Source organism: Pirellulales bacterium (assembly GCA_019694435.1).
GTDB lineage: Bacteria > Planctomycetota > Planctomycetia > Pirellulales > JAEUIK01 > JAIBBZ01.
This window is the reverse complement of the sequence record JAIBBZ010000037.1, coordinates 31,390-53,077: the sequence shown is the minus strand read 5'-3', so window position 1 is coordinate 53,077 and position 21,688 is coordinate 31,390. Positions and strand designations below refer to the sequence as shown.

At 64.7% G+C, this 21,688-nt stretch carries 15 protein-coding genes; 7 read left to right on the top strand and 8 right to left on the bottom strand.

The annotated features are described in order from the left end of the window. Positions 1–217: 217 nt before the first annotated feature. Positions 218–820, bottom strand: coding sequence for an HAD family hydrolase (locus K1X74_20255; protein MBX7168680.1), 603 nt, complete (start codon positions 818–820; stop codon positions 218–220). A 134-nt stretch (positions 821–954) separates the two neighbouring features. Here K1X74_20255 and K1X74_20250 point away from each other — a divergent pair, with 134 nt between their 5' ends. Next, positions 955–2,118, top strand: coding sequence for a glycosyltransferase (locus K1X74_20250; GenBank protein MBX7168679.1), 1,164 nt, complete (start codon positions 955–957; stop codon positions 2,116–2,118). A gap of 21 nt (positions 2,119–2,139) precedes the next feature. Here K1X74_20250 and speA read toward each other — a convergent pair whose 3' ends face one another. From speA to K1X74_20235, 3 genes are all read right to left on the bottom strand, one after another. Next, a complete protein-coding gene (speA, locus tag K1X74_20245; protein MBX7168678.1) occupies positions 2,140–4,056 on the bottom strand; it encodes a biosynthetic arginine decarboxylase in 1,917 nt (638 codons plus the stop codon). A 263-nt stretch (positions 4,057–4,319) separates the two neighbouring features. Beyond that, positions 4,320–8,045, bottom strand: coding sequence for a beta-propeller fold lactonase family protein (locus tag K1X74_20240; GenBank protein MBX7168677.1), 3,726 nt, complete (start codon positions 8,043–8,045; stop codon positions 4,320–4,322). A gap of 182 nt (positions 8,046–8,227) precedes the next feature. Beyond that, positions 8,228–9,337 (bottom strand): hypothetical protein, encoded by a 1,110-nt coding sequence (locus K1X74_20235; protein ID MBX7168676.1) that lies wholly within the window; start codon positions 9,335–9,337, stop codon positions 8,228–8,230. A gap of 360 nt (positions 9,338–9,697) precedes the next feature. On the opposite strand from K1X74_20235, the gene K1X74_20230 reads away from it, so the two are divergent. Next, complete coding sequence (locus K1X74_20230) at positions 9,698–10,597, top strand: hypothetical protein (protein ID MBX7168675.1); 900 nt, start codon at positions 9,698–9,700, stop codon at positions 10,595–10,597. Between the two features lie 13 nt (positions 10,598–10,610). Here the strand turns inward: K1X74_20230 and K1X74_20225 are convergent, their stop codons facing one another. Further along, entirely contained in the window at positions 10,611–11,675 is a 1,065-nt protein-coding gene (locus K1X74_20225; protein MBX7168674.1) for a cyclase family protein, read from the bottom strand. Positions 11,676–11,808: 133 nt separating this feature from the next. Here K1X74_20225 and K1X74_20220 point away from each other — a divergent pair, with 133 nt between their 5' ends. The 5 genes from K1X74_20220 (at position 11,809) to K1X74_20200 (ending at position 18,376) form a co-directional block, all read left to right on the top strand. Further along, positions 11,809–12,531: a (Fe-S)-binding protein gene (locus K1X74_20220; GenBank protein ID MBX7168673.1), complete on the top strand. Its 723-nt coding sequence runs from the start codon at positions 11,809–11,811 to the stop codon at positions 12,529–12,531. A gap of 148 nt (positions 12,532–12,679) precedes the next feature. Beyond that, positions 12,680–13,144: an Rrf2 family transcriptional regulator gene (locus K1X74_20215; protein ID MBX7168672.1), complete on the top strand. Its 465-nt coding sequence runs from the start codon at positions 12,680–12,682 to the stop codon at positions 13,142–13,144. 49 nt (positions 13,145–13,193) lie between these two features. Beyond that, on the top strand, positions 13,194–13,742 hold the full coding sequence (locus K1X74_20210) for a DUF3365 domain-containing protein (protein MBX7168671.1): 549 nt from the start codon (positions 13,194–13,196) through the stop codon (positions 13,740–13,742). 198 nt (positions 13,743–13,940) lie between these two features. After that, a complete protein-coding gene (locus K1X74_20205; GenBank protein ID MBX7168670.1) occupies positions 13,941–15,176 on the top strand; it encodes an efflux RND transporter periplasmic adaptor subunit in 1,236 nt (411 codons plus the stop codon). Continuing rightward, positions 15,176–18,376: a multidrug efflux RND transporter permease subunit gene (locus tag K1X74_20200; GenBank protein ID MBX7168669.1), complete on the top strand. Its 3,201-nt coding sequence runs from the start codon at positions 15,176–15,178 to the stop codon at positions 18,374–18,376. The genes K1X74_20205 and K1X74_20200 overlap by 1 nt, the downstream gene beginning before the upstream one ends. Before the next feature lie 9 nt (positions 18,377–18,385). Here the strand turns inward: K1X74_20200 and K1X74_20195 are convergent, their stop codons facing one another. The 3 genes from K1X74_20195 to K1X74_20185 form a co-directional block, all read right to left on the bottom strand. Continuing rightward, positions 18,386–18,724, bottom strand: a complete 339-nt coding sequence (locus K1X74_20195) for a hypothetical protein (GenBank protein MBX7168668.1) — start codon at positions 18,722–18,724, stop codon at positions 18,386–18,388. 30 nt (positions 18,725–18,754) lie between these two features. Beyond that, a complete protein-coding gene (locus K1X74_20190; GenBank protein MBX7168667.1) occupies positions 18,755–19,471 on the bottom strand; it encodes a DJ-1/PfpI family protein in 717 nt (238 codons plus the stop codon). Between the two features lie 116 nt (positions 19,472–19,587). After that, complete coding sequence (locus K1X74_20185) at positions 19,588–21,513, bottom strand: redoxin domain-containing protein (protein MBX7168666.1); 1,926 nt, start codon at positions 21,511–21,513, stop codon at positions 19,588–19,590. Positions 21,514–21,688: the final 175 nt, after the last annotated feature.

The window sequence follows — 21,688 nt, the reverse complement described above, 5'->3', positions numbered from 1 at the left end:
GCGGTTGCTGCGCCTCGGCTACCGCGGCCACGCCCAACAGCAGCCCCAGCACCCACCCATGCACGCGCAGATTTCCGGTATGCGTCACGAGAACATCCTTGCCCAGGAAAGAGACCGCTTGCCCTGAGAACGACGCGGCTGCGCTCGGCGCGGCCGCGACATTCGGGGCGAGAGTCTAACGATCGCCCCGCGGGCAACCTAGACCGGTTGCGCGCGGCTAACCGGGTCGCTCGAACCATGCCAGCAACGCATCGACGTCGGCCAGCGACGCGACGACCAGGTCGGCCGTCGCGTCGAAGGGGAGCGCCGCGGGATCGCGCCCGCGGGTATAGAGCACGGTGCGCGTGCCGGCGCGGCGGCCGGCCTCGATGTCGAAGACATAATCGCCAACGACGGCCACCTCGTGCGGCACAAATTCCCATTGCCGGCAAATCGTCGCGACCGCCGCAGGATCGGGTTTCGGCGGGGCGTCGTCCCGGGTCAGGACGATTTCGAACTCCAATCCCAACCGCGCCAACGTGGCCAGGGTCACGTCGCGCCGGTTGCGCGTCACCAGCGCCAGGCGCATGCCGCGCTGTGCCAGCATTGCCAGCAGCTCACCCGCGCCCGCCATCAACGTGGCTTGCTGGGCGCCTTCCCATTCGTGCCGCGTGAGCACCGCTTCGCCCCGGACCCGCGCTTCGCCCGACAGCCGCGCCAGACCTTCCAACAGGGGCGTGCCGTCTGGCAGCCCGATCTCGCGACGCATCGCGGCGAAGTCGAGCCTGGAGTCGACCAGCGTGCCGTCCAGGTCGAAGATCACACCGCGAATCGCCGGCATACTGCGTAATACCCGAGAGTGAAGGACGGCACGATCCCGCGAATCGAGCCTGGGCATTCTAGTCGGCACCGCGTATAACTCGAACATGCCCAGTCGCCGCTCTGCACTCGGGCGCACGACAAGGACGTCGGCCTGTGAAGATTGCCTTGGTTCATGATTGGCTGACCGGTATGCGCGGCGGCGAGAAGTGCCTTGCTGCGCTGTGCGAGCAACTGCCCGAGGCCCCGCTCTTCACGCTGGTCCACGTCCCCGGCACGGTCAGCCCGACGATCGCCGCGCGACCGATCCATACGAGCTGGCTCAATCGCTTGCCCGGGGTACGGCACTATTACCGCGGTCTGTTGCCTTGGATGCGCGGCGCGATCCGGCGGTTCGAAATCGCCGAAGACGTCGATTGCGTGCTCAGCCTGAGCCATGCCGTGGCCGCGCAATTCCGCGTGCCTTCCGGCGTGCCGCACGTGTGCTACTGCTTCACGCCGATCCGCTACGCCTGGCATCTGCGCGACGATTATCTGCGCCACGCGCCACGGCTCGCTCGCCCGCTGCAACAGCGGCTGCTCGATCGCGTTCGCGAGGACGACCGCCGCGGCGCCGCCGCCGTGACGCGGTACATCGCGTGCAGCCGCACGGTGTCGCGTCGGATCGCCGAGGCGTACGGCCGGGCGAGCGAAGTCATCTACCCGCCGGTCGACACCGAGTTCTTCAGCCCGGCCGAGGTCGAGCGCGAGGATTACTACCTGTGCGTCTCGGCCCTGGTGCCCTACAAGCGGCTCGACCTGGCCATCGAAGCTTGTTCGCGCACCGGGCGCCGGCTCAAGATCGTCGGCACCGGGCCGCAGCGCCGCGAGCTGGCCCGTCGCGCAGGACCAACCGTCGAATGGCTCGGCTGGTGCGACGCGATCACGCTCCGCGAACACCTGCGGCGCTGCCGCGCGTTGATCTTCCCGGGGCGCGAGGATTTCGGCATCGTCCCGGTCGAGGCACAGGCCTGCGGCGCGCCGGTCGTGGCCCTGGCGGTCGACGGAGCGCTCGAAACGCTGATTCCCGCGCAACACCAGGCGCCCGGCACGGCGGTGATGTTCGACGCGCCCGAGGTCGACGCGCTGGTCGCGGCGCTCGAGCGGCTGGAAAGCGGCACGGCCCGCCTGTTGCCGGATCTGGCGCGCCGGCAGGCCGAGCGGTTTGCCGCGCCGCGGTTTGCCGACGAGGTGCTGCGCCTGGTCCGCCGCACGGTACACGATCAGCGCACCGAGCAACGCGGGCCACGCGCCCGGTTGCGCCAACCGGTCGGGGTCTGACGTGCCACGGGAGCCGGGGCGCTAGTGTTCCGGCTCTTCGAGGTACGTGTAGCCGCCGAGGCCTTCCTCGTAGAACTTGAGAAACTGGCCGGCTTGCTGGAAATCGATCCGGCCTTCGCGGACGGCCAGCTCGACGTCCGTGCGCAATTGGCGCACCAACTGGTTGGAGTCGAACTCCACGTAGTCGAGCACCTCGCGGACCGTGTCGCCCTTGATCACGGCTTCGAGCACGCACTCACCGGCGTCGTTCACCGTCACGTGCACGGCGTTCGTGTCGCCGAACAGGTTGTGCAGATCGCCGAGAATCTCCTGATAGGCGCCGATCAAGAAGGCCCCCAGGTAATACGGTTCGCCGTTGAAGCTGTGCAGCGGCAGCACGCGTTTGACGTCGCGGCGATCGATGAACTGGTCGATCTTGCCGTCCGAGTCGCAGGTGATGTCGCCGAGCACCGCGTGCGTCGAAGGCCGCTCGTTCAGCCGGTGGATCGGCATCACCGGAAACAATTGCTTGATCGCCCAACTGTCGGGCATCGATTGGAACAGCGAAAAGTTGCAGAAGTAGGTGTCCGACAGCAACTCGTCGAGTCCTTGGAGCTCCTCGGGCACATAGTCCATCTGCCGCGTCAGGCGTTGCATCTTGCGGCAAATGGCCCAGAACAAGTTTTCGGCCAGGCACCGCTGTTCGAGCGGCAGGTAGCCGCCGCTGAACAGGTTCATCGCCATGTCGAGCGCCTGCTGAGCGTCGTGGTAGCTCTCCTGGGCATTGCGGACCGTCAGGTTCTTGAACGTGTCGAGCAGGTCGATCAGCGGCTGCTCGGCGTCGTCCGCCACCTGCGGCGGCACACTGCTATCGCCCAGGCCCGAGACGCCCAGCACGTTGAACACCAGCGCACTGTGATAGGCCACGACGGCCCGCCCGCTTTCGGAGACGATCGTCGGGTGCTCGACTTCGCATTCGTCGCAGATCGCCTGAATGTGATAGACGACGTCGTTGGCGTATTCCTGCAGCGTATAGTTGGCGCTCGACTCGAAATTCGTCTGCGAGCCGTCGTAATCGACGCCCAGGCCGCCGCCGACGTCGAGATATTCCAGGCCCGCTCCGCCGCGCTTCAGCTCGCAGTAAATCCGGGCCGCCTCGTTGAGCGCGCCCTTGATGATCCGGATGTTGGGAATCTGGCTGCCCAGGTGGAAGTGCAACAGCTTGAGACAATCGCCCATGCCCCGCGATTGCAGCTCCTGCAAGGCGCGCAGCGCCTCGCTCACGGTGAGCCCGAATTTCGAGCGATATCCGGCCGACGACTGCCAACGGCCGCCGCCGCGGGCAGCCAGCTTGACGCGGACGCCGATTTGCGGACGGACGCCGATCTTTTCGGCGTACTCGAGGATCAATCCCAGTTCGGTGAATTTCTCCACCACTGGGATGATCTTGCGGCCGATCTTCTGGCCGATCATCGCCGTTTCGATGAATTCGGCGTCCTTGAAGCCGTTGCAGATGATCGGTGTCTCGTTGTCGGCCAGCGCCACCACGGCCAACAGCTCAGGCTTCGAGCCCGCCTCAAGGCCGAACCGATACGGCCGTCCGAAATCGAGCACTTCTTCGACGACCTGCCGCTGCTGGTTGACCTTGATCGGATACACGCAGCAGTAGCCGCCGCGGTAGTGGTGCTGCTGAATCGCCTCGGCGAACGCGTCGTGAATCTCGCGCAGCCGGTGCTTCAAGATCCCGGCGAAGCGCACCAGGATCGGCAGATCGATGCCGCGCATCTGTAGCTCGTCGACCAGCTTTTTCAGGTCGATTTGCCGGTGCGACTCTTTGGCCGGATGTACGAGCAGATTGCCCGTGGCCCGATCGACCGAAAAATAGCCCTTTCCCCAACGTTCGACCTCGTACAGCTCGCTGGCGTCGGTGGTTGTCCAGGGCTTCACCTCTTCGATCATCTTCTCACGGCTCCCAGGCCCAATTCGCCCATGGCAACCGCCGCGTAAGCCCGCGGCGGCAAGGAGTTGCGCATCGGCGCGACGAAGCTTTTGAATATAATCCCTCGTGCGGCGCCGTCGATGGCAATTCGCCCCGCGGCCGCCGCCACAAATGGGATGTTCCTGCCTTGCCGGTCCTTCCGCAATGCACCAAGGCGATCGGGAGATGGTTCGACCAATGCGGCGTAGTTTGGGCGTTGAGACCGGCCGCTTCCGGGGCTGATTTACAGCGAACTGACGATTTCGCCGCTTTCCAGGTCGCTGACCTCGAGGTAGCCGAGGGCCTGGTCGTAGAGCATCGAGATGAACCAATCGAGCCCAGCCCCGCCGATCAGCACGTCGACGGAGGTGTCCTCGTGAAATTCGGTGCCCGTGACTTCGATGTCGCCGGTGACGATCGCCAGAATGGCGTCGATGCGGTCGTTATAGGCCGTGGCCACGTCGGCCCAATTGCCGAGCACGTCGAACCACTGCAACTCCCAATCGTAAAACTCGACGCCGCCACCCCACAGCAGGTCGTCTCCGGCGCCACCGTCGAGGGTGTCAATTCCGCGGCCGCCGTACAGCACGTCGTTGCCGTCTTGACCATACAGAATGTCGCCGACATCCGATGACGTGGCCGGACCATCCCAGCCGATCAGATTGTCGTCCCCGCCTCCGCCAAACAACGTGTCGCGTCGGGTGCCGCCGATGATCAAATCGATGCCCGAGCCTCCGTAGACCTGTTGGGCGACGTCTCGAACCTGGCCGCCATAAAACGCGTTGACATAGCCCCCTTGCAAATACGCAATGAGATTTCCCGAAATCGACGCCTTGGGGACGCTGTAGGCGACAGCCGTGGTCAAGAACACCCCATCGGAGGCCAGTACGAACAACTGCAAGTCGGTGCCGTAATCCAATGTGGCGAGGCGGTCATAGCCATCCACTTCAAGGATCGAAGACGAATTCTCATCTGGCTCCGTCCCGCCATACACGGCGTGCGTTAGCGAGCCGTGTGTCTGAGTCTCCCAGATTTGGATCGAGCGCGACTGATTGCTGCTATTCGGCCCATTCGTGCCCGTCCCATCGTTGACCGATACGCTGATCGTGTAGCCGCCGAAATAACGCGTGCCGCTGGTTACCGAGTCGTCGGTGAAGACGTGCGTCCGCGTCAGCGAGTTGGCAGCGCCGTTCACGATCTCGACGCGACTGAAACTGCCGGAGCTGGCCCCCGACACAAAGGCGCGGGCAATCTGAAAAGTGTCCTTGGTCCGATTGAGCACCGTGTAGGTGCCGTTGTAGTACGCGGACACGCTGGCGAGCGTGACTTGTTCGCCGTTTTGCAGGCGGTGATTGGCGCTGGTCACGGTCGTCAACCCGCTCCCGCCATTCGCCAGGTTGGTGATGGTGCCCTGGCGGTCACCCCAGTCGATGGTATAGGTCAACCCGCCGCCGGTGAGGCTGGGGGCGGTGAACGTGAAATCGAGCGGCTGGCCGCGGACGCCCGAGTAGGCGGGCCCCGCGACGTGGGCGCCGAGCAGGTTCGTCGTTTCGATTTTTGAGCCGCCCACCGCGGTCTTCTTCGTGCCCAGGACGAAGAACATCTTGCCGGCCAGGCTCGTGCCGGTGAATGTCTCGCTGATCGCCAGTTGCCCCGCGGCATTCGTGACCTGGTTGGTCAGCGTACGCGCCAGCGCGGGCTGCGTGTTCAGGTCGTCGTAGGCATAGATTTCCAGGTCGAAGACCGCGTTGGCGCCGTCCAGAAACGTGCCGGACAGCACGACGTTGCCCGCGTTGACGGCCGCAGCCAGGCTGGCGCGGGCCGTGGTCCCGCCAGCAATGAACGGCTGCGCTGCGCCGACATTCCACAGCGGGGTATTACCGACGATGACCGTACTGGTGCCCAGCGAATGAATGGCGCCGCCGGTCAGATCGTGAATTTTGCCATCGGCGACGGCCAGGATATCGGCCGGCGCGCCGCCGGCCGCGCTGCCGACTTCCAAGCCGACGGCGAAATTGCGGATCTCCAGGCCCACGACGGCGAAGATCGTCGGGCCCGCCGAGCTGGCAAACCGCAAGCCCGTCGCTCCGCTGAGGCCGGCGCCATCGAGAATCGCGCCGTTGGCCAAAATCGTCGTCTGACCGGTAAGGACCGGCAGGGCGCCCAGGGCCGGATTGAGCGAGAGAACTTTTTGCGAGGCGGTCAGCGTGTCGGCCAGATCGATTTCGATGGTATCGAGCCCGGCATGGGCGTTGGCGTATTGAATTGCGTAGCGGAGCGAACCAGCCACGGTGGCAGAATCGCTCAGCGAGGTGACCACGAGCGGATTGACGGCAAAAGCAGCCAGCGAACCTTCGTCGCCAGCGGGTCGAACTCCTTGAAACGGCGCAGGTACGCCAAAATTCGCAGTGTAGACAAAACGCCCCGTCGGATCAACGGCCACGCCAAAAGTACCGCGCATCTCCGATCGCCGGAACTGAGCGGTGGATTGGTCATTAAGCACATATCCCGAATTGTAATCGTTCTCAAGCTCGAGGGTCTCGGCGTTGCTGGCCGTATTGACGCTTGCAATTCGGTTAATTCCGTCGAACATCCCCGTTCCGGCAATTTCCAGCAAGTCACCTTTTCGAAACGTAAAGTTACCGAGATCGAGTGGGGCAAAAACGCCCGGGGAAATCTCTGTGCCCTTAAGTGTTAAAAGTACCTTTCCGCCCGATGTCGCCCCGTTTGAATCATCGATTGATCGTATGCCATAGGTGGCATTCCGATTCGGCCCGCCAGTTGTGTCCGCAGGTCCGTCGATAAGGTTGCGCCGCTGCACCTGCTCGAATTCAAGTTGCCCGGAAAGCGGGTTTCTCGTGAACACCGATAGCGCGCCACGATCGCCAGTTGGTGCCACGGTCGGCGGCAAGTTCCCCTCGCGATCCGTGTGGCCCGAAACATAGACTCGCGAACCATCTGGGCTGGTGGCAAGGCTGATGCTTCCATCTAATCCGTCGACCTCCTCGACCGGGGCTGGAACCCCATCGGAGTACGTCGCTACATGCGTAAGCTGGCCGTAGGTTGAGCTCAGTGGATTCGTGTCTCGAGCAAAGGCCAACAAGCGACCATCTTCGCCTTGCGGGGTCGAATTGACGGCCGCAGCCGCCACGTAAACATGCTTGCCATCTGGAGAAACGATGACATTGGTCGGCGTGTCCATCGGCATGATCGCGGATGAACTAATCGTTTGTCGCAACGCGAGCAACCCTGTGGTCAGATTCCGTTCGTAGACCAGTACCTTGTCCGCATCTCTCGCAGTGATGTAGACGTGACGCTGGCTGTCGAGGTTGTGGGGGCTCAATGCAATGCCACGTGCGGAATCCAAGTCAGGTGAAGTAACGACACCGCCAATAATTGCCGAAGGCTGGCCAAATGTCGCGCCCGGCGTCGTCGATCGAGCGAAGACCGCAACGGCATCATCGTTGCGTCCCGTCACGTAGACAAACCTCCCATCCGCGGACACACGCACCTCGGCGGCGCCCATGATGCCATCCCCAGAGGGTGACTGGCTGGCGCGAATGGTCCAACTGCTCTGCAAGGTGAGGGTCCCATCAGTCGCGTTGCGATCGAAAGTGAACAATGCCGCCTCGGCCCCCGTCGCGTCGGCGCCTTGGGTCACCACATAGGCCGACAGGCCATCGGAACTGATTGCAAGCGAGTGGGGTCGAAGAAATTGACCGATGCCTGACGTCAAGCTACTGATCGTTTGCTTCGGAAGCCCGGCGGACAATGTAAAACCGCCGCTGGAATTGATGTCATAAATATTGACCTGACTCGAATCCGTGCTGACTGTGTATGCACGCTGGCCACTGGCATCGAGTGTGATGAAGTACGAGGCGCGCGTGAAACTGGTCCCGTCGTACGGGGCGGTTAAGCCTGAAACCCAACCGCCTTGCACATTCGGGAGGTCTGCAAGATGCGCTGCCATCAGGTCGCGGTGCTCCAGGCGTTGAATCGTTGCAGTGCCCAGTCGACCGCGAACGGGTTTCCGAGCCCGGTTTCTCGTTAACTTCCCCTGCAATTGGCTACTCCCCAAAATCTAATTTCCTGGAACATTACGTTTGAGAATCCGCAGTCAATCCCGAAAATTTATTCCGTTCTTCATCGAGATTACGCCGACGCGCCGTGGCAAATGCGATTTGCAATCACACTTGCTATGACGAGAAACCCAAGCAGGGCCAGGCCAAATGCATCGGGCTCTGGCACCGGAACCACGACTAAGTCGTGCAACGAGGTGATCTCATCTCCTGCACCCACGCCACTCCCTGAAATAACCGTTCGATTTCCCGTTGCAACATCGACTTGAAAGAGCGTGCGAGGCCCACCATCAATCGATGTATTGTTGCCGCCAACGATGAGCTGTCCTGGTCGCAATAGGTCGACGTTGTTTCCATCGAATGTGGGGCCTGCTCCTAAAAGCTGCGCGCCTACGATACCCGATATCGGCGTAACAGCACCTGAATTTAGGTCTGCGAAGAACAATGCGTTTGCAAGACTTGGTCCTGCGAGCACGATTGCGATCGAATCGCGCACAATGAAATCACGTTGAATATTGATGGGAAGCGAACCAAGTAAAGTACGGTTTCCAGTCGTCGGGTCGACCTGCACAAAATGTTGCAGTATCGGATCGCCAACCACGATTCCGAGTGCAGTGTCAACGTGAATTCCAATTGGTCCCAAGAGATTTGGGCCAGCGCCCATGTCATTGCTGGAAACGAGAGTTCGATCGCCCGTCAGGGGATTGACCGCGAATATCCGCGTGTCTTCACGCAGGAAGACAGTTCCATCATCCGTAACTTGCAATTGCCCCGGGCCTCCGAAGATGCCGCCGAAGGCTGGACCGGCCCCACGACCAGGGCCAGAAATCAGCGTGCGGTTGCCCGTTTCTGGATCAATGCGAACAATGCGTCCTTCACGCTCCAGGGTGTCTAAGTTGAAGTAGGGATCGGTGACATAGATTTCTCGATTTGGTCCCAGCGCAATCCCGCCGCCTTCGAGCAATGGCAGGCCTGTCCCGACGCCGCGGCCTGATATCAACTCACGATTCCCCGTGATCGCGTCGACGCGATACACGGCGGCAACGTCGTCCACCTGCGGATCAGAAGGCCCCCCTTGGAGTACGAGAATGTCGCCTGGATTGATCGTGGCCGCGTAGAGCGCGATGGTGTGCATCGAAATGAATGTCGCGCAAACGGCCGAACCGAAACAAAATCGTTTCATGGAAAACCTCATCGCGCAGCGCCACCCGGATCGAGCTAACCACCACCGGTGAGCGTCTGCACGAGCGTTGCCAGGAATTGCGCTGCAAGTAGTCAGGCCCAAGCAAACGGGCCGATTCAGAACTGCCGCCTGCGACCTCGAACCGCGCCCCTGTATTTTCCGGCCCAGTACCAGTAAATACTGGCCCAGTCTTCAAATACTGGCCCAGTCTTCGCCCGCCCAAGTGCAGTCATCGAGTCGCTCGCGCAGATGTTAAGGTGCCCCTCCCGCGAGAGTCAAGCAAAAACACCAGGTGGGGGAAGGCGGGAAGGCCGGCCACGGTGCCGCCGCGAGCCCCCGCCGGGACCGGGAGCAGTCCGCATGGAAGCCGTCCACCTCCGCTGGCTGATCCAGCCGCTCGCCGCGGCGCTGCACGTGGCCGACGTCGTGCGCGTGCGACGCAGCGCCGCGCCAGCACCGTCCGACTGGTCCGGGCCGTTGGGCATCTGGGCCGAGCCGCTGGCCATCTTCGACGCCTGGGCGGCGACGGCCACGGTCGAGCAGGGCCCGCTCCTGGAGCAAGCCATCGGCCTGGCACCACGCTTCGAGCGCGAAACGGAGCTCGCCGCCAGCGCGCTGGCCAAAGTGGCCGACCGCTCGCAGGCCGCAGCGCAGGCGCCGGCCTTGGCCCGCGCCTTGGCATCGATGCGCCGCGCGACTCTCGCAGCGCAGCCCGACTTGCTCGACCGGCTTCAGGCCGAATCCGAACCCTTGCGCGCGACCTGGGAACGGGTCGGCGGGCCCTTGCTCGATCACATCGGCCGCTGGACGGCAGAAAACTGGCTCGTGCCGGCGGCCGACGTGCTGCTCGTACCTCCGGTCGGTGGCGGCTTCGGCGCCGCACACCCGGCGGCCAACCTGGCCCGCATCGAGGTTGGCGGGCCAGTTGCCGACGCCTGTCCGCCGCCCACCGTGCAGGTGGCCTGGCTGGTGGCGCAGCTCAACGCCGACTTGCCGGTGTTTCAAGGCAGCCTGACCCGCACGTGCGCTGCCCGGGCCGCGGCCTGGGCGATGCTGGCCATCACGCTCGAGGCGGCGGCCGACGCCGAGCTGTTCGCGCACGACGACGCGACCTGCGCGGCGGCCGCCAGGGCCTGGGGACTCGAACCTGTCGACGCGGTTGAAACCTTGCGCCGGTGGTGGAACGTCTATCGCGATGCGCGGCCGTCCTGGCCCGCTGCCTTGGCGGCCTTGGATGCGCTGCTCGGGGCTCGTCCCTGACAGCCCCTGGCCGTCAACGAATCGCCAGCGGCCGCAGGGCAAAACCAGCCGTCGTGCCGGCAATCTTGTTCGTAGAGGCGATGTAACAGAATTCCCAAGCCTGCTCGCGGGCCAGGTCTTCGAGGAAATGGAACTCGCCGATGTGCACGCCTTGCTCGATGAGCAGGTAGCGATGCACGGGGATGAACGTGTCGGTTGGAGCGGCCGGCGGGTTGACCTCCAGGCCGCTCGTGTCGGCGCCGATCATCATCGCGCCGTGCTGCTCGACCAGGTACCGGGCCGTCTCGAGCGTGATGCCTGCCGAGTCGTGTTCGGACAACACGTCGGCGTCGGCCCCGTCGCGACCCCAGTAGCGCAACACGCCGGTGCGGATCAGCACGACGTCGCCGGGCCGGAGCTCGACCTGCTGCCGCCGGCAGGCCGCATCAATGTCGCCCGGCGAGATCGCATAGCCGTGCGGCAAGGCGTCGACCTGCTTCAGACCAGCCAGATCGAGCAGCACGCCGCGGGCAATGATCGGCGGAATCGTCGTCGCATCGCACTTACGGACACCGAAGTTGCCGCCCCAGTCGCTTTCGCGGTAGCCGTTGTACCAGTGATTGTCGTCGCCGACGGTCACATGGCCCAGCCCGTCGATCTGCGTCCCGACGTTGTCGCTGATGAACAAGGCGCAGCTATGCCAGGCCTGGCCGCTGGGGTTCGCCTCGGGCAGGGCGAACGGATGATCGGCCTGGCGCTTCACTCCCTCGGGTCCCCGATAGGTCATGACTTCGGCCGCGTTGTGGCCGGGCCACTTGTAGCTGTTGCGACTGTAGGTGACGCCCAGGTCGAACACGCGCCCCGTACGCGCCAATTGCAGGGCGGCCCGGACCGAGTCGGGCGTCATGGCGTTGAGCGCGCCGACTTCGTCGTCGGGAGCCCAATTCCAACCCCAGCCCTGGCCGGGTTGCCAGCCTTTGGTCGACGGCTCATCGGCGGCATGCGTCGCCGCTTCGTGCGAATTGCCCAACAGCCAGACGCCGACCAAGAGAGTGAGGCCGGCGCCACAACAGAATCCGCGCAGGGTCGCCAGATGCATGGGTTTACCCGTGAGCCGAGGTCAAGAGCCAAAAAAATCGACGCAGCAAATTGCCAGTTGGTCGAGATTCTAAACTTTCCTCGGCGCGGCGCCCTGCTTTCCGGCCGCGCCAGGGCAACTACAATCGCCCTCCATGCGAGTGGCGCTGATGATCACCTGTTTGGGCGACGTCATCCGGCCGGGAGCCGGCCAGGCGACGGTGCGGATCCTGCGCCGATTGGGCCACGAGGTCGAATTCCCCGAACAGCAGACCTGCTGCGGGCAGCCGTTTTTCAACAGCGGTTTTTTCGATCTGGCCCGGGCCCAGGCGCGGCACACGATCGAGGTGTTCAAGGGCGACCTGCCGGTCGTGGTCCCCAGCGGCTCGTGCGCGGCGATGGTCAAGCTCGAGTTCCCGCACCTGTTCGCCGACGACCCGCCGTGGTTGGAGCGGGCCCAGGAGCTGGCCGCGCGAACGTACGAGTTTTCCGACTTTCTCGTCAATCGCCTCGGGGTGCTCGACGTAGGCGCCCGGTACGACGGTACCGTCACCTATCACTACGCATGCCATCTGCGCGGCCTGGGGCTGGTCGACGAGGCCGAGCGGCTGCTGGCCCACGTGGCGGGCGCGACCCTCGTGCCGCTGGCGCGCCACGACCAGTGCTGCGGGTTCGGCGGCTCGTTTGCCGTGCGCTATCCGCAGGTTTCCGGCGCAATGGTCGACGACAAGGCCCGGGCCATTTGCGCGACGGACGCCCGCTGCGTGGTCGCGACCGACGCGGGCTGCCTGATGAACATCGGCGGCCGCCTGCACCGGCAAGGGCAGGCGATCGAGGTGCTGCACCTGGCCGAGCTGCTCGACCGCCGGCCCGCCTAGCCCGAACGAGGGCCGCCGCCGCGTGCTCCGCGAGCGGATGAACCGATTTTCCGGAATGGAGGAGCGCCCCGGTTTGTCTTGACCTGCGTGGCGGCGCGACCTAAACATTTTAAACCTGTACGAGTATTGCATCTTTAACCGAGCGGCCATGCGACTCGCCCTGCAAACCGATTACGCCCTGCGGACGCTGATCTACCTGGCCGGCAAGCCCGGCCGTGCTCACGTGGCCGACGTGGCCCAGTTCTTCCAGATCTCGGCGCACCACGTCGGCAAAGTCGTCCATCAACTGGGGCGTCTGGGGTTCGTCCGGAGTATTCGCGGCGTGGGCGGCGGGATTGAATTGGCCCGCGCGCCTGAGGCGATTCGCGTCGGCGAGGTGGTCCTGGCGTTCGAAGGCAACTTACATCTGCTGGATTGCGTGGGCGTCGACGCCGTGTGCGTAATCCAGCCGAACTGCCGGCTGCGCAGCGTCCTGGCCGAGGCCGAACGGATTCAGCTCGAGTATCTCAACGGCGTTTATCTGTCGGACGTCGTCCGGCCGGGCAAACAACTGGTCGAACTTCGGCCCGTGCCGCCGAAAGGCAAAAGCCGCCCGCGGCGCGCGGGGCGTTGACGCGAAAACGGGGCATGGTTTTCTCTCCTTCCTTCAGGAGTCAGGCGGAATGAATACGTGGACCAAAACAGCGGGAGTCGCCGGCGCGTCGCTGGCAATCGCGGCGGCGTGCCTGTTCATCGCCGACGGTGCGCTCGTCGCCGCCGACCGGTCGGGCGACGTCGATGCGCAGGCCCTCGAGCGGACCCGCAAGCAAGTGCGGATGCTCGACGACCTCTACAAGACGGCCGTCGTGTTGATCACAACGCACTACGTCAACGACGACGCCGATCTGCCGGCCGGAACCGCCGCTATCGCGTTGTTCGACGCGATGAAGAACAAGGGCTGGCACGAAGCGCGCCTGCTCGACGCGACCGGGCTGCCCACCAACGACAAGAACGCGCCGAGCGACGAGTTCGAGAAGACGGCCATCGCCAAGCTCAAGGCAGGCGCCGCGTATCACGAGGCCGTCGTCGAACGTGACGGGAAGCCCTATCTCCGCGCCGCCACCATCGTGCCGGTCGTCATGGAGAAATGCACGATGTGCCACGATCACTACAAGGCCGCCAAACCGGGCGAGGCGATCGGTGCCTTGAGCTACACCTTGCCGATTGAGTAACGGCGAGCCACTGCACGACGGGCCCCGCCTCGACGATCGCGGGCGCCCCAACATCCGACGCACCTGGACCTCTGCGGCTGGCCGTGACGGCCGCCGCAGAGGTCTTTTTTCCCCCCGCACTTTGTTTGCCCCTGGGCAAACCGCCTTATACTGCTGCGGTGCCGCGCGAGGCATGATTCTGGCTTGGGAGCGTGCGCGATGAACGTTTGTTGCCGTGGACGGCTGGCCGCGTGTGTGCTCGCGCTGCTTGGTCTGGGCAGCGGTTGCCGCGAGGAACCAGCGGCCCTGGTGACACCCCCGCCGCCGGCCGTCAGTGTCAGCACGCCGGTGGTTCGCGCGGTGGCACCGTTCGAGGTGTTTCCCGGGCGGCTCGACGCGGTCGAATCGGTGGATATCCGTGCCCGCGTCAGCGGCTACCTGGTCAAGATCGCGTTTCAGCCCGGCGCCCTGGTGCAGCAAGGCGATCTGCTGTTCGCCATCGACCCCCGGCCCTACGACGCCGCGCTGGCCCGGGCCGAGGCCGAAGTCGCCCGCTGGCAGGCCGAGCTGAAAAAGGCGGCCGCGGACCTGGCGCGAAGCGAGAAACTGCGCCCGACCGGCGCCGTGACTCAAGAGGAGTATGAACAAAACGTCGCCCTCCGCGGCATGGCCGAGGCGTCGTTGCGCGCCGCGCAGGCCACGGTCGAGACGGCCCGGCTCGATCGCGGCTTTACCGAGATTCACGCGCCCATCGCCGGCCGCATCAGCCGGGCGCTGATCACCGAGGGGAACCTCGTCACGGCCGATACGACGTTGCTGACGACGCTCGTCTCGGACAATCCGATCCACTGCTATTTCGATGTCGACGAGCGCACCGTGCTGCGGATTCGCGCGTTGATCGCCGCCGGCAAGCTCGCGTCGGCCCGCGACCGGCGCCGTCCGCTGGGCATGATGCTGGCCGATCAGCAGGAATTCGTGCAGCAGGGTTACATCGATTTCGTCGATAACCGCGTCGATCCCACGACCGGCACCATTCGCGTCCGCGGCATCTTCGATAATCCGGACGGCCTGATGTCGCCCGGCTTCTTCACGCGCATCAAAGTGCTGCTGGGCGAGCCGGAAGACCGATTGCTGGTGAGCGAACGGGCCCTGGGCACCGAGCTGGGCCAGAAATACGTCCTGGTCGTCAACGCGCAGGACACCGTAGAGATGCGGCCGGTCACGGTCGGCGCGGTCGACGGCGAGTTGCGCGTGATCGAGCAGGGGCTCGCGGCCGGAGACCGGGTCGTGGTCGTCGGGCTGCAGCGCGTGCGGCCGGGCATGAAAGTCGCGGCGCAGACCGTACCGATGCCTAGTGCCGGCACGGCGGCGCCGCTGACCGCCGAAGCAGCGCCCAGTGCTACGGCCTCCCCAGCGGCTACCCAGGCCCCGGTGGCGGGGGAGGGCCCGCGGTAATGGCCCGGTTCTTTATCGATCGGCCGATCTTCGCCGCGGTCGTCTCGATCGTGATCACGCTGTTGGGCGCCGTGGCGGTCAACACGCTGCCGATCGCCCAGTATCCGGAGATCACGCCGCCCACGGTGCAGGTGACCTGCATCTACCCCGGCGCGAGTGCCAAGGTCGTCGCCGACACGGTCGCCGCGCCGATCGAGCAGCAGGTCAACGGCGTCGAGAACATGCTCTACATGTCCTCGCAGTGCACCAACGATGGCACGTACGCGTTGACCGTGACCTTTAAGCTGGGCACCAACCTGGACATGGCCCAGGTGCTGGTGCAAAACCGCGTGGCGCTGGCCCTGCCCACCTTGCCCGACGTGGTCAAGGCCACGGGCGTATCGACCAAGAAGAAGTCGCCGAACATTCTGCTGGTCGTCAACCTGGTCTCGCCCGACGGCAGCTACGACCAGTTGCGGCTGAGCAACTATGCCACGGTCTACCTGCGCGATCAGCTTGCGCGGCTCAACGGCGTGGGCGACGTGACCCTGCTCGGGCAGCAAGACTTCAGCATGCGCGTCTGGCTCGATCCCGAACGGCTGGCCACGCGCAACCTCACGGCCAGCGACGTGGTCAACGCCCTGCGCGAGCAAAACGTGCAGGTCGCCGCGGGGCAGATCGGCCAGCAGCCGGTGCCCGCCGGGCAGGAATTCCAGTACACGATGAGCACCCTCGGCCGGTTGACCGAGGTCGAGCAGTTCGAACAGATCATCCTCAAGACCGGCGCCGATCAACAGGTGACGCGGCTGGCCGACGTGGGCCGGATCGAACTGGCCGCGAAGAACCGCGACATCACCTGCACGCTCGACGGCCAGCCGAGCGTCGGCATGGCCGTGTTCCAATTGCCGGGGGCCAACGCGCTGGAGGTGGCCGACGAGATCGAGGCGACCATGCGCGACCTCGCCGAACGGTTTCCCAGCGGACTGGCCTACCAGATCGTCTACGACACGACGCCGTTCATCGACGAGTCGATCCGCGAGGTGTTCAAGACCCTGCGCGACGCGATCCTGCTCGTGGCGATCGTCGTGCTGGTGTTCTTGCAAAGCTGGCGGGCCACGATCATTCCGCTGATCGCCGTGCCGGTGTCGATCGTCGGCACCTTTGCCGCCCTGGCGGCCTTCGGCTTCAGCCTGAACAATCTGTCGCTGTTCGGGCTGGTGCTCGCGATCGGCATCGTCGTCGACGACGCCATCGTGGTGGTCGAGGCGGTGCAGCATCATCTCGAGCACGGCCTGTCGGCGCGCGACGCCGCGCTGAAGGCGATGGGTGAAGTGACCGGGCCGGTCGTCGCCACGGCCCTGGTGCTATGCGCCGTGTTCATTCCCAGCGCGTTTCTCAGCGGCATCACGGGCCAGTTCTTCCGGCAGTTCGCCGTGACGATCGCCGTGTCGACGGTGATCTCGATGGTCAACTCGCTGACGCTCAGCCCGGCGCTGTCGGCCTTGCTGCTCAAGCCACCCACGGCGCGGCGCGATCCGCTCGAATGGGTGCTGAACCTGGCGCTGGGCTGGTTCTTCAAGATCTTCAACGGCGTGTTCGGCGCGGCGAGCGGGTTTTATGCCCGCGTGGTGGGCCTGGCCCTGCGCACGAGCTTGATCGTGCTGTTGCTCTACGGCGGGCTGCTGTATCTGACCTACTACAGCCTGTCGCACATTCCGACCGGCTTTATACCGATGCAGGACAAGGGCTACCTGCTCGTCAACGTGCAGTTGCCCGATGCGGCTTCGCTCGAACGGACGCAGGCCGTGCTCGCGCGGGTCGACCAGTTGGCCCGAGCGACACCCGGCGTCCGGCATGCGATCGGCGTGGCCGGACAATCGATCTTGCTGGGGGCCAACGGCTCGAACTTCGGCTCGGCCTACATCATTCTCGACGAGTTTCACCAGCGCCACGGCGCCGAGCTGTCGGCCGACGCCATAGCGGCGCGGCTGCGTGCGCAGTTTTTCCGCGACATCGCCGAGGCCCAAGTGGCTGTGTTCGGCGCGCCGCCCGTCGACGGGCTCGGCAACGCCGGCGGCTACAAATTGATGATCGAGGATCGCGGCGACCTGGGCTTGGGTACGCTGCAAGCCGTGACCGATGATTTCATCGCCACCGGCAACCAACAGCCCGGCCTGGTCGGCATGTTCACCGCCTTTCGCGCCGACACGCCGCAGCTCTACGTCGACGTCGATCGCACCAAGTGCAAGTCGCTCGGCGTACCCCTGGGCGAGGTGTTCAACACGCTTCAGGTGTTCCTCGGCGGCTACTACGTCAACGACTTCAACCGCTTCGGCCGCACCTGGCAGGTGAATCTGCAGGCCGACGCGCCGTTTCGGCTTTCGCCCGAGGTCGTGCGGCTGCTCAAGGTCCGCAACGCCAACGGCGAGATGGTCCCCCTGGGCACGCTGGCCGAGGTCCGCGACGACAGCGGCCCGGTGATGATCACGCGCTACAACATGTTTCCCGCCGCGGCGATCAACGGGTCGCTCATGCCGGGCGTGAGCACCGGCGAGGGAATCGCCACGATCGACGCCCTGGCGCGGCGCGAGCTGCCGCAGGCCATCTGGTACGACTGGACCGAATTGACCTATCTGCAGATTCTGGCCGGCAACACGGCGTTGCTCGTCTTTGCCGGCGCCACAGTGCTCGTCTTCCTGGTGCTGGCCGCGCAGTACGAAAGCTGGTCGCTTCCGCTGGCCGTGATTCTCGTCGTGCCCGTGGTGCTGTTGTGCAGCGTGATCGGCATCGCCATCGGCGGTCTCGACGTGGTGATCTTCACGCAGATCGGTTTCGTCGTGCTGGTCGGGCTCGCCAGCAAGAATGCCATCTTGATCGTCGAGTTCGCCAAGCAGAAGCACGAACAAGGGGCCACGGCCCGGGAGGCGACGCTCGAGGCCTGCCGGCTGCGATTGCGGCCGATTCTGATGACCTCGTTCGCGTTCATCCTCGGCGTCGTGCCGCTGGTGCTGGCCTCCGGCGCAGGCGCCGAGATGCGCTATGCCCTGGGCCTGGCCGTGTTCTCCGGCATGCTGGGGGTCACGCTGTTCGGGCTGCTGCTCACGCCGGTGTTCTACTACGTGGTGACTCGGCTCTTCGGCCGCAAGCAGCCGCGGCCTGTCGCCCCGACCGATGGACGTCACGTGGACGTCGAGCGCGCGGCAGCCGTTTCGACGGGTTAAAGCCCGGGCTCAGACCGTGCGGCGACCCGCGTCGGGAAAATCTCGCTCCAAGGCGAAGCGAGAATTGACGATTCGCGCGTAGACCGCCGCGTGCAGCCGTTCGATTTCGCCGCGACGGGGCACGACCTGCTGGAAGGCCGCTTCGAGCTGCGCCAGGTCGCGCACTGCGATCTCGACATGAAACTCGCCCAGCGCGTCGGGCCCAAAGCCGAGCTTGCGCCGGCGCAGGCCCCAGCCGACGATCGCTCCCTGATCGCGCAAGTGATTCAAGTACTCGGCCAGGGCCGTGGCCAGCTCGATATCGCTGGCGCCTTCGCGCAGGTCGCACCAGATGTGGTAATAGTCCATCGCTCGCGTCCTTTGCAGGACGCCGTGTGTCTACTTGGCAAATTTGGCGAACGGGTCGTTATCCGGGTCACGGTTCCAGGTGTGCTCGATGCCGTCGGCCACGCGCTCGGCGGTCTCTTCACCGTAGAGCCGCGCGACGACGTGCAGCGCCATGTCGATGCCGGCCGATACGCCCGACGACGTGACCCGATCGCCCGCATCGACCCAGCGGGCCTGTTTGACCCACTCGACCTGATCGCTTTGCGCGACCGCCATCTGGAAATACTGCTTGTTCGAGGTGGCCCGCTTGCCGTCGAGCAGGCCCGCCTTGGCCAGCAGGGCCGAGCCGCTGCAGACGCTCATCATGATCTCGGCCTCGCCCGCCCGCTCGCGCAGCCAGGCGAGCAGCACGTCGTTCTTCAGTTGCGGGATCGTTCCGAACCCGCCGGGCACGAGCAGGTAGTCGAGTTTCGGACAGTCGGCGAAACCATAGTCGGCCACCGACTTGGGCCCCTGAGTCGATTCGACCGGCCCGGCCTGTTCGGCCACCATTACGACCCGCAGGCGGTTGCGTTGCGTGCCGAACACCTCGGCAGGCCCATAAACGTCGAGCAGCTCAAAGCCTTTGTAGAGCAGGATGCCGAGCGTCTTGACCGGTTGCTGGTCGCCGGGCTTGGTCGCCTCCGGGACGTCGCCTTCCGCGGCGCGCGCCGATGCAGCCAGGGCCAACACGACGACGACAACCGCCGGCAGACGCAGGGCGCTCATGGTACGGTCCTTTCCGCGTAAGATGGCCGCAACAGCGCGGGGATCTCCCGAATATTCTCCCGCGGCGCAAAAATATTGTGCCGCGGTCGCTAATCCGGGACAACCGTGCAGGCGGCTCATTCTTCGTCGACGCGGAGGGCCTTGAGCAGCGAGGCCGGGTCTTTCTTTTCGCTGCCGCCGCCGCGAGAGATGAACTGCATCACGTTGAGCATCACGCGCGGATCGTTCAATTGCTGCTGCATGTTGCGGCTGAGCGCTTGCCGGAGCAACTTTTTCTCGGCCGGGTCGGTCGATTCCAGCACCCGCAGCGCGCAGATGCTCATCTCGTCGTTGGTCTCTTCGCCGAAGACGATCCGTTGCGGCGGTTGATTGGGGTTGTACGGGTTGCCCGACGAGTTGTCGAACCACGCTTCGAGATCCAGCCGAGTGCCGGCGGGCAGGTGTACCGGCTCGGCATAGGTGTATTGCTCCTGCCAGTTGAAGTTCCAATCGACCCATACCAGCGGTTGCGTTTGGCCGTCGGGCAACGTGGCCGTGAGCCGCATTTCGGTGCCGAGCACGTGCATGTGCGGCGTGACGTCGAGCACCTCGAGCGGCACGGGCGTCGTGAACGAGTGTTCCATCTTGTGCCGCGCCTCGCCCGGCGGGATGTTCACGTCGAAGTCGACGATCGCCACCCCGCTCAAGTAACGCTCGACCGGCTGCTTGGCAAAATAAATCGCCACCTGCGACTGGTCGGTCTCGGCCTTGCCAGAAGGGTGGTAGTGCAATTGCATCGCCAGATCGCTGCCCTGGGACAATCGCTGACCGACACCAGGCGGCAAGAACCGTGGCGAGTAGCCCGGCGCCCAGAAGCCGAGCGAACCGCTAGGACGAAAGCCGCCGGTCAGAAAGCCTTCGTAGCCGGGCTGGGGATCGTTCGCATCGAGCTGCCGCGCAACGCCGCTGGCGTCGAGATACAGAATCGCGTGATGCACGACCTTCGGGTTGCCGGGCCGGAAATCGACCGCGGCCACGACCTTGTCCTCCGGCAGATCGATCGGAATCACGAAAAACCGGAAAATATCTGCCGCTTCGGCCGGCACCTCGAAGGGCTCAGGCATCGTCAGCACCAGATCGGGCTCGCCCAAGGGCCAGCCGGTCGAGAACTCCGGCACAGGCGGGGCGTCTTCTGCATCGCCCTCGGGCGCGCCGGCCTTGGCCCAGGCCTCGAGCAATTCGAGCTCGCGATCGGTCAGCCGGCGCGCGTGCAGAAACTCGACCTGCCCGGGCCGCGCCAACCACGGAGGCATTCGCCGCTCCTGCGTGAGTTGGCTGATAAACTCGGCCCGTTTCGCGGCATCTTGGTAGGTCAACAACGAAAACGGCGCGACCTCGCCGGGCCGATGGCACTGCGCACAACGGGCATGCAAAATCGGCGCGATCTCACGCGCGTAGGTGACCGGACGCTCGACGCGCGCCGACTCGAAACGGCACCCGATCGGATCGGTCTGCGCCACGGCGGGCGCACGGCCCGCCAGCACTGCGTCGATCGCGTCGGCCAGCTCGCGATGACTCACTTGCGCATTGCGCCGGCCGGGCGCGGCATACTGGTCGTCGATCCGCCCGCGGTACGCCATTTCGCCGCGCGGGGTGAGCACGAAGGCCTCGGGCACATGCGTCGGCCGGCAGGCGGCCGCCAGTTCGCCCGTCGTATCGACCACCAGCGGAAAGCTCAGTTTGTACTCCGCGGCGTGCCGGGCGATCGCCGCACGGCGCAGCGATGGGTCGGCAACCACGCCGTAAATCTCCACCGCCGGAGGATAGGCCTCGCGCAGATGGTTCAGCTCGGGGGTGTACTGATTGCAGATCGGGCACTCGGGCGAAAGGAACACCAAGACTACGGCCCGGGCGGTGTTGTTGTCGGCCGGGTGGATGACTTGGCCCTGCACGTCCAGAAACGCCAGGTCGCGGATCGGCACGCGTTCGGCCGCACGGGCGAGACCGGGGACCATGCCCAGAATCAGCAACCGAGGCAGGAGTTTCAACAAGCACCGCAGCATGGCAGACCTCTCGATTCCAAAATCGAAGCAGGGAGACATTCAGACTGACTGACCAGTCAGTCAGCACAATAGCCAGTGTCTGGCTTCGTAGCAAGCGAGAAAAGCATTTGGGGTATATTCCTGGATTTATTCTGAGATTTTCCGCACATCTACAGCCGTACGACGAGTACGCTAG